This window comes from Pseudarthrobacter sp. RHLT1-30-1 (assembly GCF_059383415.1).
This window is the reverse complement of sequence record NZ_JBWZCG010000006.1, coordinates 77,713-90,857: the sequence shown is the minus strand read 5'-3', so window position 1 is coordinate 90,857 and position 13,145 is coordinate 77,713. Positions and strand designations below refer to the sequence as shown.

The 13,145-nt window shown below is 66.4% G+C and carries 21 protein-coding genes and 1 tRNA gene; 16 read left to right on the top strand and 6 right to left on the bottom strand.

All coding sequences use genetic code 11. The features are described from left to right. The first annotated feature begins 20 nt into the window (after positions 1 to 20). Positions 21 to 749 (top strand): FadR/GntR family transcriptional regulator, encoded by a 729-nt coding sequence (locus AC50YM_RS06730; RefSeq protein WP_494956196.1) that lies wholly within the window; start codon positions 21 to 23, stop codon positions 747 to 749. A 270-nt stretch (positions 750 to 1,019) separates the two neighbouring features. On the opposite strand, the gene AC50YM_RS06725 is transcribed toward AC50YM_RS06730, so the two are convergent. The 6 genes from AC50YM_RS06725 to AC50YM_RS06700 form a co-directional block, all read right to left on the bottom strand. Beyond that, complete coding sequence (locus AC50YM_RS06725; RefSeq protein WP_494956195.1) at positions 1,020 to 1,310, bottom strand: hypothetical protein; 291 nt, start codon at positions 1,308 to 1,310, stop codon at positions 1,020 to 1,022. Positions 1,311 to 1,421: 111 nt separating this feature from the next. Next, positions 1,422 to 3,182 (bottom strand): HNH endonuclease signature motif containing protein, encoded by a 1,761-nt coding sequence (locus tag AC50YM_RS06720; protein WP_494956194.1) that lies wholly within the window; start codon positions 3,180 to 3,182, stop codon positions 1,422 to 1,424. A 272-nt stretch (positions 3,183 to 3,454) separates the two neighbouring features. Next, positions 3,455 to 3,521, bottom strand: a tRNA-Val gene (locus tag AC50YM_RS06715). A gap of 26 nt (positions 3,522 to 3,547) precedes the next feature. Further along, on the bottom strand, positions 3,548 to 4,645 hold the full coding sequence (locus tag AC50YM_RS06710) for a tyrosine-type recombinase/integrase (protein WP_494956193.1): 1,098 nt from the start codon (positions 4,643 to 4,645) through the stop codon (positions 3,548 to 3,550). Between the two features lies 1 nt (position 4,646). Next, positions 4,647 to 4,904 (bottom strand): hypothetical protein, encoded by a 258-nt coding sequence (locus AC50YM_RS06705; RefSeq protein ID WP_494956192.1) that lies wholly within the window; start codon positions 4,902 to 4,904, stop codon positions 4,647 to 4,649. Positions 4,905 to 5,084: 180 nt separating this feature from the next. Further along, positions 5,085 to 5,513 carry a helix-turn-helix domain-containing protein gene (locus AC50YM_RS06700; protein ID WP_494956191.1) on the bottom strand — a complete coding sequence of 143 codons (429 nt, stop codon included), beginning with the start codon at positions 5,511 to 5,513 and terminating at the stop codon, positions 5,085 to 5,087. A gap of 189 nt (positions 5,514 to 5,702) precedes the next feature. Here AC50YM_RS06700 and AC50YM_RS06695 point away from each other — a divergent pair, with 189 nt between their 5' ends. The 15 genes from AC50YM_RS06695 (at position 5,703) to AC50YM_RS06625 (ending at position 13,127) form a co-directional block, all read left to right on the top strand. After that, entirely contained in the window at positions 5,703 to 6,455 is a 753-nt protein-coding gene (locus tag AC50YM_RS06695; RefSeq protein WP_494956190.1) for an HNH endonuclease, read from the top strand. Continuing rightward, positions 6,452 to 6,727 (top strand): hypothetical protein, encoded by a 276-nt coding sequence (locus tag AC50YM_RS06690; protein ID WP_494956189.1) that lies wholly within the window; start codon positions 6,452 to 6,454, stop codon positions 6,725 to 6,727. The genes AC50YM_RS06695 and AC50YM_RS06690 overlap by 4 nt, the downstream gene beginning before the upstream one ends. Next, positions 6,724 to 6,984: a hypothetical protein gene (locus AC50YM_RS06685; protein WP_494956188.1), complete on the top strand. Its 261-nt coding sequence runs from the start codon at positions 6,724 to 6,726 to the stop codon at positions 6,982 to 6,984. Before AC50YM_RS06690 ends, AC50YM_RS06685 begins: the two co-directional genes overlap by 4 nt. Continuing rightward, a complete protein-coding gene (locus tag AC50YM_RS06680) occupies positions 6,981 to 7,310 on the top strand; it encodes a hypothetical protein (protein ID WP_494956187.1) in 330 nt (109 codons plus the stop codon). The genes AC50YM_RS06685 and AC50YM_RS06680 overlap by 4 nt, the downstream gene beginning before the upstream one ends. Beyond that, entirely contained in the window at positions 7,307 to 7,498 is a 192-nt protein-coding gene (locus AC50YM_RS06675; RefSeq protein WP_494956186.1) for a helix-turn-helix domain-containing protein, read from the top strand. Before AC50YM_RS06680 ends, AC50YM_RS06675 begins: the two co-directional genes overlap by 4 nt. After that, positions 7,495 to 8,052 (top strand): DUF4326 domain-containing protein, encoded by a 558-nt coding sequence (locus AC50YM_RS06670; protein ID WP_494956185.1) that lies wholly within the window; start codon positions 7,495 to 7,497, stop codon positions 8,050 to 8,052. Before AC50YM_RS06675 ends, AC50YM_RS06670 begins: the two co-directional genes overlap by 4 nt. After that, entirely contained in the window at positions 8,049 to 8,354 is a 306-nt protein-coding gene (locus AC50YM_RS06665) for a hypothetical protein (protein WP_494956184.1), read from the top strand. Before AC50YM_RS06670 ends, AC50YM_RS06665 begins: the two co-directional genes overlap by 4 nt. A gap of 168 nt (positions 8,355 to 8,522) precedes the next feature. After that, on the top strand, positions 8,523 to 8,897 hold the full coding sequence (locus tag AC50YM_RS06660) for a hypothetical protein (protein ID WP_494956183.1): 375 nt from the start codon (positions 8,523 to 8,525) through the stop codon (positions 8,895 to 8,897). Positions 8,898 to 9,000: 103 nt separating this feature from the next. After that, the gene (locus AC50YM_RS06655; protein ID WP_494956182.1) at positions 9,001 to 9,153 is read left to right on the top strand and encodes a hypothetical protein; all 153 of its coding nucleotides are present in this window, start codon (positions 9,001 to 9,003) and stop codon (positions 9,151 to 9,153) included. Between the two features lie 166 nt (positions 9,154 to 9,319). After that, positions 9,320 to 10,129 carry a Rad52/Rad22 family DNA repair protein gene (locus AC50YM_RS06650; protein WP_494956181.1) on the top strand — a complete coding sequence of 270 codons (810 nt, stop codon included), beginning with the start codon at positions 9,320 to 9,322 and terminating at the stop codon, positions 10,127 to 10,129. Further along, positions 10,126 to 10,686, top strand: coding sequence for a hypothetical protein (locus AC50YM_RS06645; protein ID WP_494956180.1), 561 nt, complete (start codon positions 10,126 to 10,128; stop codon positions 10,684 to 10,686). Before AC50YM_RS06650 ends, AC50YM_RS06645 begins: the two co-directional genes overlap by 4 nt. Further along, positions 10,683 to 11,918: an AAA family ATPase gene (locus AC50YM_RS06640; RefSeq protein ID WP_494956179.1), complete on the top strand. Its 1,236-nt coding sequence runs from the start codon at positions 10,683 to 10,685 to the stop codon at positions 11,916 to 11,918. The genes AC50YM_RS06645 and AC50YM_RS06640 overlap by 4 nt, the downstream gene beginning before the upstream one ends. After that, entirely contained in the window at positions 11,915 to 12,277 is a 363-nt protein-coding gene (locus tag AC50YM_RS06635; protein ID WP_494956178.1) for a hypothetical protein, read from the top strand. Before AC50YM_RS06640 ends, AC50YM_RS06635 begins: the two co-directional genes overlap by 4 nt. Further along, positions 12,274 to 12,615, top strand: a complete 342-nt coding sequence (locus AC50YM_RS06630) for a hypothetical protein (RefSeq protein WP_494956177.1) — start codon at positions 12,274 to 12,276, stop codon at positions 12,613 to 12,615. The genes AC50YM_RS06635 and AC50YM_RS06630 overlap by 4 nt, the downstream gene beginning before the upstream one ends. Positions 12,616 to 12,617: 2 nt before the next feature. Beyond that, positions 12,618 to 13,127, top strand: a complete 510-nt coding sequence (locus AC50YM_RS06625; protein WP_494956176.1) for a single-stranded DNA-binding protein — start codon at positions 12,618 to 12,620, stop codon at positions 13,125 to 13,127. Positions 13,128 to 13,145: the final 18 nt, after the last annotated feature.

Here is a 13,145-nt window from a genome sequence, read left to right as displayed (position 1 = left end):
GCCCCACTATGCTTACGACTATGTCAACCAGCCTCCACCACCGTGCGATCGAGCACCTCGGCACACGCATCGTCGCAGGCGCCCTGCCGCCCGGCCACATCATGCTGGCGGAGCACCTCGAAGATGAACTCAAGGTGTCCCGTTCGGTGGTCCGCGAGGCCGTACGTGTCCTTCAGTCCCTGGGCCTGGTGGAAACAACTAAGCGGGTAGGCATCAGGGTGCTGCCAGCCGCCCGCTGGAACCCTTTCGACCCCCAGGTGATCCGCTGGCGCCTCGCTGGCGAAGGCCGCGGCGTACAGCTGCGTTCGCTCGCCGAGTTGCGCACCGCCGTCGAACCCGTCGCCGCCGAATTGGCCGCTGCCAACGCCCCCGAGGAGATCCGCCGCGAGCTCGTCGATGTCTCGCACGCGATGCGCGAAGCCGGGCAGGCCGGGGACGTGCCGAGGTTTCTAGAACTGGATATCCGTTTCCATTCGCTGCTGCTGACAGGCTCCGGAAACGAAATGTTTGCCAACATGGTGGGCCAGGTGGCGGAGACGCTGACCGGGCGCACGGTGCACGGCCTGATGCCGGACCATCCACGGGCGACCGCGCTGCAGTGGCACGTGGACCTGGCGGAAGCGATCGCCGACGGGAAGCCAGTGGCGGCCCGCGAGGCCTCGGACCGGATTATGCGGAACACCATCTCCGAGATGGAACCCGAGTGGAAGAACCAGCCCAGAGTCTTTGTCGCGGTCCAGCGACCCTAAGCCAGGGCTCTCGTTGCCAGGGCAGCCTGCCGGTTCCTCGGAGGCGGGCGCCTCCCCCATCTTCTCGCCATGGTTTACCCCGAGTGGCCAGCAATAACGCCATCGACTGGGCATTTATCAGGCCCGGAATCGCTGGAGAGTGTTTCTCATTTCCAAATATTCGCGGTATATTCGTCTCAGGCCTTCCACCGCGGCATCCCCCAATAGTCGCGGTGGAAGGCCTTTCCAATGCCCCCGTCCGTCCGGACGCAGTGGCAGGTGATGCTCAGCCTAGGCCGCGTCCGCAATGGCCTCCCGGAGCCGCCAGCCGCCGCCCAGGCCGTCACGAACGATTTCCATGGTTGTGAGGGCAGAACCCTGGTTCCGGCCCAGTCTCGCCTGGATCTGCCAGACTTCGACGTCGACGCGGCTCAGTCCCTTGGGCATCCGCCGCTCGGCCTCCCACCAGCTCACCCGCTCGAACCAGCGCACCGGCTCCGCACCAACCAGCCATTCGCGACCGCCGCGCAGCACCGTCTGGGGCCTTCCATCGGGGCCAGTTTTCACTAATACGTGTTCCATGCGAGCCACGGTAGGGCGAGGCTGTGACAATTCCGCGGCCTTGCTCCGAACCCGGACGCCCGGCGGCGTGGGCGGCCGGTCACACCGCAGGTCCGGTGGCGGGCTTCGGGTTCATTCGAGCTGGAAGTAGCGGTTGCGGCGTGGCAGCTGGCGTGGGTCCAGGTGTGGTGGCGGGATGAACCAGGGGATGCCGGTGCGGACCTGGATGGTCCATTGTTCCTTGTGGATGACGTGGTGGTGGTGTGTGCAGAGCAGCACGCCTTGCTCTGTGCCGGTCGTTCCGCCGCGGGACCAGTAGTTGATGTGGTGGGCCTCGCACCAGGGCGCGGGCACCGGGCACTGCGGAAACGCGCAGCCGCCGTCCCGGGCGCTGAGGGCTTTGCGGATGTGCGGCGGGAAGACCCGTGAGGCCCGGCCGATGTCCAGGATGCGGCCGTTGCCGCCGAGCACGAGGGGAATGATGTCCGCGTCGCAGGCGATTTTCCGCACCGTCGAGGCCGTGACCGGTCCGGTGAACATCAGGGTCCCCGCGCCGGATCCCGGCCCGCGGGTCTGCGGGCCGGTGCCGCCGAGCTGTTCAAGGAGGTCCCGGTAGTCGATGGTGACCATCACCTGGGGGCGCAGGCCTCCGGCGGCGGGCAGATCTCCGGCCGCGAGGGCCACCTTGCAGGCACCGACCAGGCCATCGAGCAGCCGCTGCGGCCGGGTGCGCTGATCCAGCCGCGCAGCCGCGGCCGACTCCTCCGCAGCAGCATCGTCCACAGCCGCTCCGGAGCCGGAGTTCGCGGCGGCCGTGTTGTTGGCGTTGGCGTTGGCGTTGGCGTTGGCGCCAGCTTCAGTTCTGGCCTCAGGACCGGGATTTTCGGCGGTGCCCGCGCCGCGTCCGGCGCCGGTCCGCGGGTTGGTGGCGGTGTTCATGACCGTGAGCAGGTGTTCGAACTGGTCGGGTGTGGCGAAGATTTCCAGATGCTGCAGCCCGCGGTGGACCCGGCGGATGAACGCGCCCTGGCGCTGGCGCAGTTCCTGCTCACTGGGTTCCGCACCGTCCTGGTCCAGGGCGTCGGTCCAGCGCTTCGCGATCCTGGCCAGGAAATCCTGATCGTTCTCCACCGCAGTGCAGGTCAGGGCATCTTCCATCCGGGCAACGTCCCCGGGCGCGGCCACGTGCCGGACCCGGCCCAGGGACAGACTGATCAGGGTCGCCGCGCGTGAGGCGATGTCCCCGGCGGCGAGGACTGCCCCGAGTTCCTCCCGCACCGCCGGCAGGGTCTGGCCCGACACCCCGGACCGCGGCAGAACCTCCGAAGCCAGGGCCAGCCGCCGCCGGGCCTCCACCGCGGTAATCCGCAGCCGCGCCCGCAGGAACTCCGTGCTGTTCCGGAACCCGTCATCAACCCGGCCCTGCGCACAATCCGCACCACCCGGCACGTTCCAACCGTCCTCCCGCCCGGCAGCCGCTGGCACGGCAGCCGTCGGCGTCGGCGTCGGCGTCGGCGTCGGCTCAGTGTTCCAGCCGGTCAACCAGCCGGCAGGGGCACCGGCACCAGACGCCGCAGCCGCGTTCCTGGCTGAAGCCGCCGCCTGGCTCCGGGTCCGGTCCACCGCCGCCGCGGCCACAAGCTGCAGGAAGTCCACCACCCGGGACAACTCCTCCACGCAGCCGGCAAAGTCCGAGGCCTCGGTCACTCCGAACAGCGCTGCATCAGAAACTGCCGCCCCCTTTGCCGAGCCCAGCAGTACCAACGCCCCATCCAGGGCACAGTCCACGTCATCCGCCGCGTTTGGAGCGGGCGACAGCCAATTAGATCCAAGGAGCATCTCGGCGCCAGACCGGGCGGCCTGAAACGGGACGAAACCTCCGATGGCTTCCATGCCCCAAACTCTGCCACTTGGCTACGACACTTTCGGTTTTCGCACTCGGGATGGAACCGTGGAACGGATGCGGATGAGCTGTGCGGCAGTATCCGGCTCGCGCGTACGCGCACCCGCGCACAGCGAATCTTGGTTGGCGCCCCCCCCTGGGGCGACACGGACGCGACCACTCCCGCACGGACCCCGGCGCACCATGGTTCGCGCGCCCGTTTCAGCGCACACAAAAACCCCGCCGTGAGCCCTTGGGGGCTGCACTGACGGGGTTCTTTGGGTGGGTCCTACCGGGATCGAACCGATGACATCCACGGTGTAAACGTGGCGCTTCCGCCCGTCATGGCGCGGATTTTTGGGGGTCCAAGGAGGAATCAGGGAGAGTCAGGATTCAGTAGGGCGTCCATCCGGTCCGCGACGTCGGAGAGCTCCTGGTCAAAGAGCCCGCTGTAAATGTCCAGCGTGAGGGCAGCGGAGGCGTGGCCGAGCATCCGTTGGACGGACTTGACGGAGGCGCCGGAGTGGACGGCGAGGGACGCCGCGGTGTGCCGTAGGTCGTGGACCCACAGCCCCTTAGGGAGTCCGGCCGCCTCGACCGCAGTGTCGTACTCGCGGGTCTTGAAATTGTTCGAGCGCAGATGATGTCCGCGCTCGGACGGGAAGATCAGCACGTCCCGGCCCCTGCCCTGCAGCCGAACCCGCAGCTTCTCGGCCATGAACGCGGTCAACGGCACGGTCCGTTCCCGGCCGTTCTTCGGCGGCCCGATGACCATCGCCCCGTCGACCTCCGTGACGGAACGGGCGACCCTGACCCGGCCGCGCTTGACGTCGACGTCCCGGGTTCGGAGTTCCGCGGCCTCCCCGAACCGGAGCCCGGTGGTGGAGAGGAACCAGACAAGGTCCGCGAACTGTTCGTCGATCTCCCGGGCGAGCCGGCCAACCTGCGTCACGGTCAGGAAAATGTGCTCCCGCTTCTGGCCTTTGGGGAGGTTTACGCCTTTGGCGGGTGACGCGACGATGCGGCCCTCATCGACGCACCAGTTCAGGAACTTCCGGAACCGGCCGTAAATGGTGTCGACGGTCCGCGGTGCTTTGGTCATCCCGGTCACCCAGGCTTGTACGTCGGCGCGGCGGATGTCGGCGAGGATCTTGTCGCCCCAGTACGGTTTGATCGTGGCGCGGACGTCGGATCTCGTGGCCGCCATCGTGGAGGGTTTGAGGTGGATCTGGGTGTCGACCCAGGCGTCGATGAGGTCGCGGACGAAGATCCGGCCCCGGTCGGCGGAGACATAGGTCCCGGCGCGCTGGTTGTGCTCAACCCAGGCGAGGTGTGCCCGGGCGGCGTCTTTGACGTCGAAGGATTTCTTCCGTTCGGTCCCGCCTTCGGTCCAGACGGCCCGCCAGCGTTTTCCGGTGCCGTAGAGCGCGGTCCGGGTGCGGTCCTTCCGGACCCAGTTGTCCTCGACCCTCATGTCAGACCTTCCAGCGGAGCCGCCGGCCGACCATGTCCTGCATGATCAGCCACTCATCCGGGTCGAGCGTGGCAATGTACGCGCACAAGTCGGCCGTAGTGACGCCCAAGAGCGCGGCCATCCCGTCAAGGTCCTGGGAGGCCCGGGCGGCGAGGAGGTAAGCCCGGGGTGTGATGAGGCGCCGCGCCGCCCACCGGGCCACCAACTCGCACCGATCCGGGCAAGCGGTCCCGTAGTAGGTGTGCCCGCGCTGGTGCATGCGTGCGGAACGATCGGGCGGTGCCCCGACTGCCAAGGATTTGTCTTTCAACATCTGGTACTTCCCCCGTGCCACAAAATCATTACCGCCGTGGTGATGATGGAGTCAGGGTATACCCGTTCCGCAGTGTTCCGTGTTTGTCACAGGTATGTGCTGTACCTGTGCACGCTTACGAATCCGTTAGGCGTCGTTGAGAAACCGGTTTTTATAGTTACGGAAACGATATGAAAGTTCGGCGAGGAGTTCCTCGTCGGTGAGTTGGTTAGCGCGTGTTACGGGCTGTTCCGTGACCTTCGACTCTTCGGTCGCGAGGTCCTGCCAGGAGGCTTCCGCGCCGCCCTCTTTCATGGATGCGAGCGTGACCGATTCGGGCGGGGCGTCCGGGGCGTTGTCGAGCACTTCCTGAATGGACCCGACCCGCCAACCGAGAGCCTTCTCTACCTTGCGCTGGTTGGTTTCCCACGCCACGCGCTTGCCCGCCTCCATGGTCGCGAGGGTCTTCGTATCGACCCCGGCCTCGATGGCGAAGGGGCGTTGTCGGAGGTCCTTTTCGAGGCGGCCTTCTTTGATGAGCCGGCCAATAATTTCGAGTGCTTCAGATTCGGTCACAGCCCCATGATTCACCCGACTTCCCGATCCAACAAGTGGAGTTTGACGCGGAACACTACCCGTTTGTGGGGAAGCGAGTACCCATTCGAATACGTATTCGAAAATTACATGGATGTGATTCCGTAGCGAGTTACGTAGTGTCGGTGCGTCATCCTTGCGTTGTTACGTACTGTTCCATATACTTCCAATATGAGCACATCAAAACCAACCACACACCGGCGATCAAGTCGCCGCCACGCTGACGACAACCCGGAACGAACCGGGCGCCTAATCCGCCAGCTCCGCCTCAACAACGAAATCACCCAGGCGGAGTTGGCAGTCGCCGTCGGATTCCAGCGAGCTTCCAGCATCGCCCAGATTGAAACGGGTCGCCGGGCTATCACGGACGGCAAGCTCATCAAGGCAGCCCGCTACCTCAAGGTCGACGCGACGTCGATCCGGAGTTCAATCGGCAAGGGCGAGAAGACCCGCTCGGATGTAGATATCGAGCGATTCTGGGAAAAGGTCGAACGGACCGACTCCTGCTGGAACTGGACAGCCGCAAAAGGCAAGGGCGGCTATGGGCGTTTCCGCTACGACGGACGACTCGGTATGGCGCACAAGTTCGCCTACGAACTGATCCACGGCACCGTACCGGACGGCATGGAGGTGGACCACGTCTGCTTCAACACGGGGTGCGTGAACCCTGCGCACCTTCGCCTGACGACTCACAAGCAGAACACGGAGAACCGACAGGGCGCGGATGTGGACAACTGGTCGGGCGTCCGTGGCGTGTCGTGGAATGAGAAGCACAACGTCTGGCAGGCGCGGGTCGGGCACCACGGCAAGGTGCTCAGCGCCGGTAACCACGCGACGCAACTGGAAGCCGAAAAAGCGGCCAAGGCACTGCGCCTCGAACTGTTCACGCACAACGACGTCGACCGTGCGGGGGTCGCCCGATGAGCGCCCGCGACGAGCTGGCCCGTGACTGGAGAGCATCTTATGACGCGGAGAGGTCTGCGCTTGACTACCTAATCGAAGCTGGGTGGGCGAAGCCCCGCCCGATCACCACGGCCGAAGAGCTCGACGCGCTCCCGGTCGGCTCGGTCGTGAAGGACGACGACGGCCACGCCCACCTGAAGTACCCGCGGGGGTGGGTCCGGACCGGCCAGGAACCGTACAGCACCCCGGAGGGTATCCTCCCGGCCATCGTCATCCACGAGGTGACGGCGTGAGGGCCGCGGTGCTGGATGACCTGGACTGGTCAGCGGACGCGCACGAGGCGCTCCTGAAGGTCGCGGCGGAGGGACGCCCGTTCGACGCGTACACGCTGACCGAGAAGGCCGAACTCCGGGACCCGCCGCACCCGAACATGTGGGGGACGATCTTCCGCCAGGCGCACGACGCGGGCCTGATCAAGGCCGTCGGCTACCACCGGAGCAGACGGCCGGGACGCTCCGGCGGGGCCTGTCGCGTCTGGAGCGCGGCATGAGCGCGATCAAGTTCAAGGTCGGCGACGTGATCGCGGACAAGCACGGGACCATCGGCCGCATCCTCGCCATCCGCCCGAACGAGGACTTCCCCTACCAGGTCCGGGAACTCGACGGCGGCACCGCCAGCCACCGCCCCTCCCCGACGCTCCGGCGCGGGACCGGTGAGATCCGCCTCAAACGTTGCGATTGCGACCAGTGCGCCCTGACCGGCCGGTACTTCTGGCTCGTCACCCCCCGGGAAGGACTGGACTCGATCGTCCTGCTGTCCTTCCGCGAGGCCATCCTCACCGCCGATTCCTACGCCCAACGAAAGGCAGCCGCATGAGCGACCTGAAAGTGACGGAGGTCGCCGAACAGCTCGGCCTCCACCCCGAAACGGTGAGGACGATGACCCGGTCCGGGAACTTCCCCAACGCCTACAAGACCGGCAAGGGGAAGCAGTCGAACCACATCCGCATCCCAGCGGCCGACGTCGAGGACTACCGGCGCCGCCAGCCGCGGGTGAACCGATGAGCGAAACACTGTTCGACACGTTCACCGTCAACTGCTTCTTCCAGCGGTGGTGCGACCACAAGGTGACCGGCATCGACCCGCAAGCGAACCATGACGAGATGGAAGCCCACTACCGGGCCGAGCACTACGGGACCCATCTCTCCATTGTCGCGCCGGGCATCGAGATCCAACGGCCGAAGCGACTCCAGCGCACCAAGGACTGGACGCCAAGCAAGGGCGCAGTATGGGTCGGCCCGCGCTCCAAGCTCTATAACCCGTTCGCCGCGCAACTCAAGGGCGGCGAGTCTGGCCTAGCGACGATGACGCGCCAGTATCTTGTGAACGATTACCGTGAGTGGCTTTTGACGCCGATCACTAAGTGGCCTGACCGCCCCGCCTTTAGCCGCAGTGACACGCGGAACACGGGCCTCATGGGCATCCCCTGGGAGGGCCGCCCGACGGTGGGAGAGATTAGGGCCCAGCTCCGCGGCAAGGATCTCGTGTGCCGCTGCCACGCGGGCCAGCCGTGCCACGCCGACGTCCTGCTCGAACTGGCCAACGAGGTGAAGGCGTGACTCCGGAGGAGGAGCTGCGGGCCGCGGTCCGGCAGGCGATCAACGACTCCGAGGGCGCCGCGCACACCCCGGACCACCTGCTCGACGTTCAGGCCGCCGCAGCGGTCGGGGCGATGCACCGGCTCGGCTGGATCAAACAGGCCGGCTGGGAGTACGCGGTGATGGCCGGTGACGTCACGGCGGAGATCGGGTTCAACACCGAGGGCCAGGCACGGGCATGGGCCGAACAGTACGCCCATGAACGCGCCCCGGAGTTCACGGTGGAGCGCCGGCCGGTCGGCGTGTGGGAGGCCCTCCTGTGAGGAAGTTCCGCACGTTCCGACACGGGGTCTTTTATTTTTGCCTTTTTCTTCCGCAAATGTATGGAACAGTACGGAACATAGGGTATGTTTGATCCATAGCAACAAAGAGGCCCGGAAGCGCGAACTCCCGGACCTCAACACCACCACTACCGATTGGAACCCGAAGTGATGACTCTTCTGCAGTCTACCCGCAGCGCCTACCTGTTCGACAAGGACCTCGCCGTCAAGATCGTCTACGCCGAGGTCAACGCCTTCGCCCAGGACATGAGCATTCACGGCCCGTCCGAGATGGAACTCGAATCCCTCACCCGGCGCCTCGCCTACCTCGTTGACAAGGACCTCCGCTGGGCTGACACCGACGTCCTCGTCGCCTACGCCAAGGAGCTCCGCACGATCTCGGCCGGCACCCACCCGAACCTGGAGGTCAACGGCGCCGGGACGGTCGACAACCGCGAGCACGTCCGCGGCGGCCTGCTCCTCGCGTTCGTCTGGGAGATCGTCCAGATCCTCGGCGTCGTGCCGACCCGCTGGGAGCAGTCATGACGATCGCTGTCCTCGCCGCCGCCGTCATGGCCGCCGCGTTCCTCCGCCCGGCTCTCCGGCACGACGCCGAACTCCCGATCGCCCACACCGGAAGGCCCCGCACATGAGCGCCGAAACGATCTACTGCCCCGCCCAGACCTACCGCCAGACGCTCGACTCCCCAGCCGAGTACTGCGAGGAGGAAGTCGAGGACGACGGCGACCTCTGCAAGGTCCACGACGTCGACGACGAAGAGCCCGAACGGGACGACCGGTGAGCGCCTGCTATTGCGGGCAGCTGTACACCTGCCCCGACTGCGGCGGTGACGTCTGCCAGTGCCGGTGCGAAACCGACGGCGCTCCCCAGACGACCACCCTCCCCGCACACACCCACCCTGCACAGTCCGGCATCGACGCCTGGACCGAGAAAAAGGAACTGACACGATGAGCTACCTGACCGAGACGCAGATGGGCCAGCTCCTCCGGCCGCTGAACGCCCGCCGCGTCCACCAGTCCCAAGGCCAGACCCACATGGAGGCCTACGACATCCGGGCGCACCTGAACCGGATCTTCGGATTCGGCCGCTGGTCCGGTGACGTGATCGAGATGACCCTCATCGCGGAGAACTACGGCAAGTCGAACAAGGGCACCGAAGCGGTGACGGTCGTCTACCGGGCCGGCTACCGGCTGACCGTCCGGGCCGCCGACGGCGAACTGCTCGCCACGTACACCGAGTACGCCTCCGGGGATGCCCCGAACTTCCCGCTCTTCAAGCTCGGCGACGCCCACGACTTCGCGATGAAGACCGCGGAGTCCCAGGCACTCAAGCGGGCCGCGATCAACCTCGGCGACCAGTTCGGCCTGTCCCTCTACAACAAGGGCTCGCTCGGCCCACTGGTCGGCGGGACGCTCGTCATGCCGGACGCGGACCCGGCGAAGGAAGGCGTGGACGATGATGCCCCGGTCATCGCCCCGGAGGAAACCCCGGCCGCCGTCGAAGAGCCGGAAGCCGCGGCACCCCTGGCGGAGGACGCCGGCGCCACGGCCCTCCACTCACGGCAGGCCGCCGCACAGAACCAGGCACCGGACTGGAACGCACAGTTCCGGGCCGCCATCGGCAACCGCAACGCCCTCGAAGCCCTCCGCAACCTCGGCAAACGCGCCAACCTCGCCGAGACCTACCCGATGTTCCCGGCCATCGAAGCCGAACTCGCCAAACTCACCGACATCCCGCTGGAAGGGAAAGTAGCATGACCACCGAACCCACCTTCAAAGACCGGAACCTCCGGTTCCTGCTGCTCAAGACCCTCGCCGACCTCGTCAAGACCGAAACTGACGGCGGCCGCAAGGAACTCCTCCCGGCCCTCCTCGAGCAGTACCGGGAGACGGGCACGAAGTCCTTCACCATCCACATCCCGGGCGCCGAGAAAGTCGCGACGTTCACCTTGGCCGAACCGAAGCCCGGCCATAAGGTCGACGAGGAGGCCCTGCTGGAGTGGTGCGAGTGGAACCGGCCGGACCTCGTCGAGGAGGTCGAGCACCCCGCCGTTGAGGCTTGGACGGAGCGGAAGCTGCGCGCCGACGTCGAGAAGATCATTCCCAAGGAATACAAGCTCGCGGCCAACACGTACATCACGGACGGCGGCGAACCCGTCGAAGGCGTGACGTACGTCCCGGCCGCGGAACCGACGTCGTTCACCGTCACGTACGTCGGCGGCAAGGACGGCCAGGCGCGGGTCCTTGAGGCCTACCGCGGCGGCGAACTCGCCAGCATCAACCCCGGACATTCCCTCCCGCAGATCGGCGCATGACCATGAAGATCATCAACCTGCAGGCCTCCAACGTGAAGCGCCTCAAAGCCATCGAGATCACTCCCGACGGCAACACCGTCATCCTGGCCGGCGCCAACGCGCAGGGGAAGTCCTCGATTCTGGACGCGATCTGGCTGGCGCTCGGCGGCGGCCCCGCGGCGAAGTCCAACACCCGGGTCATCCGGGACGGGGAGACGGAAGCGTCGGTGCGGCTGGATCTCGGCGACATCATAGTGACCCGGAAGTGGAAGGGCGAGAAGACGACCCTGGCGGTGGAGAACGTGGAGGGCGCGAAGTTCAGCTCCCCGCAGTCGATGCTGGACGGGCTCGTCGGGCGCCTCTCCTTTGACCCGCTGGCCTTCGCGCAGCAGGACGAGAAGGCGCAGTTGAAGTCGTTGCTCGACGTCGTGACCCTGCCCTTCGATCCGGCCGAGGTGGAGAAGACCCGGAAGGAACTTTACGACTCACGCACCGACGTGGGCCGGGACGTGAAGCAGTTCGAGGCGACCTTCGCTGGCCTGCCGGAAGCACCGGCAGGAACCCCGGAGGAGGAAGTGTCTGTCACTGCCCTGCTGGACGAATACCGGCAGGCAGACGCCGCCCACACGCAGCGTGTCCAGGACACCCTCAAGCTCAAGGAAATGGATTCGAGCCTGGACGGGTTCCGGGAGCAGCTCGCCGGACTCACCCGGCGGATAGCGGAGATCGAGACGGCGAAGGCGGCGCTGTCCGAACAGCTGGAATGGGCGCCGGAACTCCCGGACCTGTCCACCATCCAGGAACAGATCAACGGCGCCGAGGGAACCAACCGGCACGTCCGGTCCAAGAAGCACCGCGCCGACGTCGAGGCCCGCATGTTCACCGCCCGCCGCGAGTACGGCAAGCACACCCGGGAACTCGAGGAGCTCGACGCCATGAAGGCCAAGGGCATCCGGGAAACCACGCTCCCCCTGGACGGCCTCGGCTTCGACGACACCGGAGTCACCTACAACGGCGTCCCGCTCAAGCAGGCATCCTCCGCCGAGCAGCTCCGCGTCTCCACCGCGATGGGCATGGCCCTGAACCCGAAGCTGCGCATGATGCACATCCGCGACGGGTCCCTGCTGGACACCAAGAGCCTGGCACTCCTCGATGACCTCGCGGTGACGAACGACTTCCAGCTGTGGATCGAACGGGTCGACGAGTCCGGCACGGTCGGTGTTGTGATCGAGGACGGGCTGATCAAGGCATGAGCACCCCGACGACGAACGACGTGATTCTGATGCTGGCCCAGCTCGGACGGCAGCTGGACGCGAAACAGGAGGAGATCGCCCGCCTCGATGAGGCGGCCGTCCGGTCGAAGGCCCGGCACGAGGTGGCCTATGCCCGGGCGTTCATCGCGGCCACCGGGGCCGAAGGGCTCCGGAAGCAGACGGCCATCCTGGAGACGGAGACGGCGAAGCTGGACTCGGAGATCGCGGCGCAGGTCCTCCGGGCGGCCCGGGAATCCATCCAGGTCCTCCGGGACCGGCTCGACATCGGCCGGTCCCTGAACTCAGCAATCAAGTCTGAATGGGCCGCGCAGGGCGCCGGGCAGGCGATGGCCGCATGAACGGCCGCCAGTTCGCCCTCTACCTCGCCCGGGATCTGCACTGCGTCTGCGGGTGTGTGGGCCGGGAGGACACGTTCGTCCCCCAGCACCGCGCCGGCCGCGGCATGGGCGGATCCAAGAACCTGGACCGGCCCGCGAACATCATCGTCCTCTGCTCGGACATGAACGGCCGGATCGAGTCTGACCCGAAGGCCGCTGCGGCGGCCCGGGAGTACGGCTGGAAGTTGAGCCGCTGGCAGGTCCCGGAGAACGAACCCTTCTACGACCTCGCGACCGGCACCTGGAACCTGATCGACAACATCTACAACCGAGAAATCACAACGAAAGAAGCAGCGTAACCATGGCAAATGACACCACCATCACCGTGATCGGAAACCTGACCAGCGACCCCGAGCTCCGCTTCACCCCGTCGGGGTCCGCGGTGGCGAACTTCACTCTCGCGTCCACCCCGCGCACTTTCGACCGCCAGTCCAATGAGTGGAAGGACGGCGAGACCCTGTTCCTCCGGGCCAGCGTCTGGCGGGAGGCCGCGGAGAACGTCGCCGAGTCCCTGACGAAGGGGATGCGCGTCATCGTTGAGGGCCGGCTGAAGTCCCGCAGCTACGACACGAAGGAGGGCGAGAAGCGGACCGTGATCGAACTTGAGGTCGACGAGATCGGGCCCAGCCTGAAGTACGCGAACGCGAAGGTGAACCGGACCCAGCGCTCCGGCGGAGGCAACGGGCAGGGCGGCAACGGCGGCCAGGCATCGGGCGATGACTGGGGCGGCAACACCCCGGCAGCGGCTAACGCCGGCGCCTCCACCTCGGGCGCCTGGGGCAACGGACCGGAGTCCGAACCTCCGTTTTAGGCTCTACTCCTGAACTAC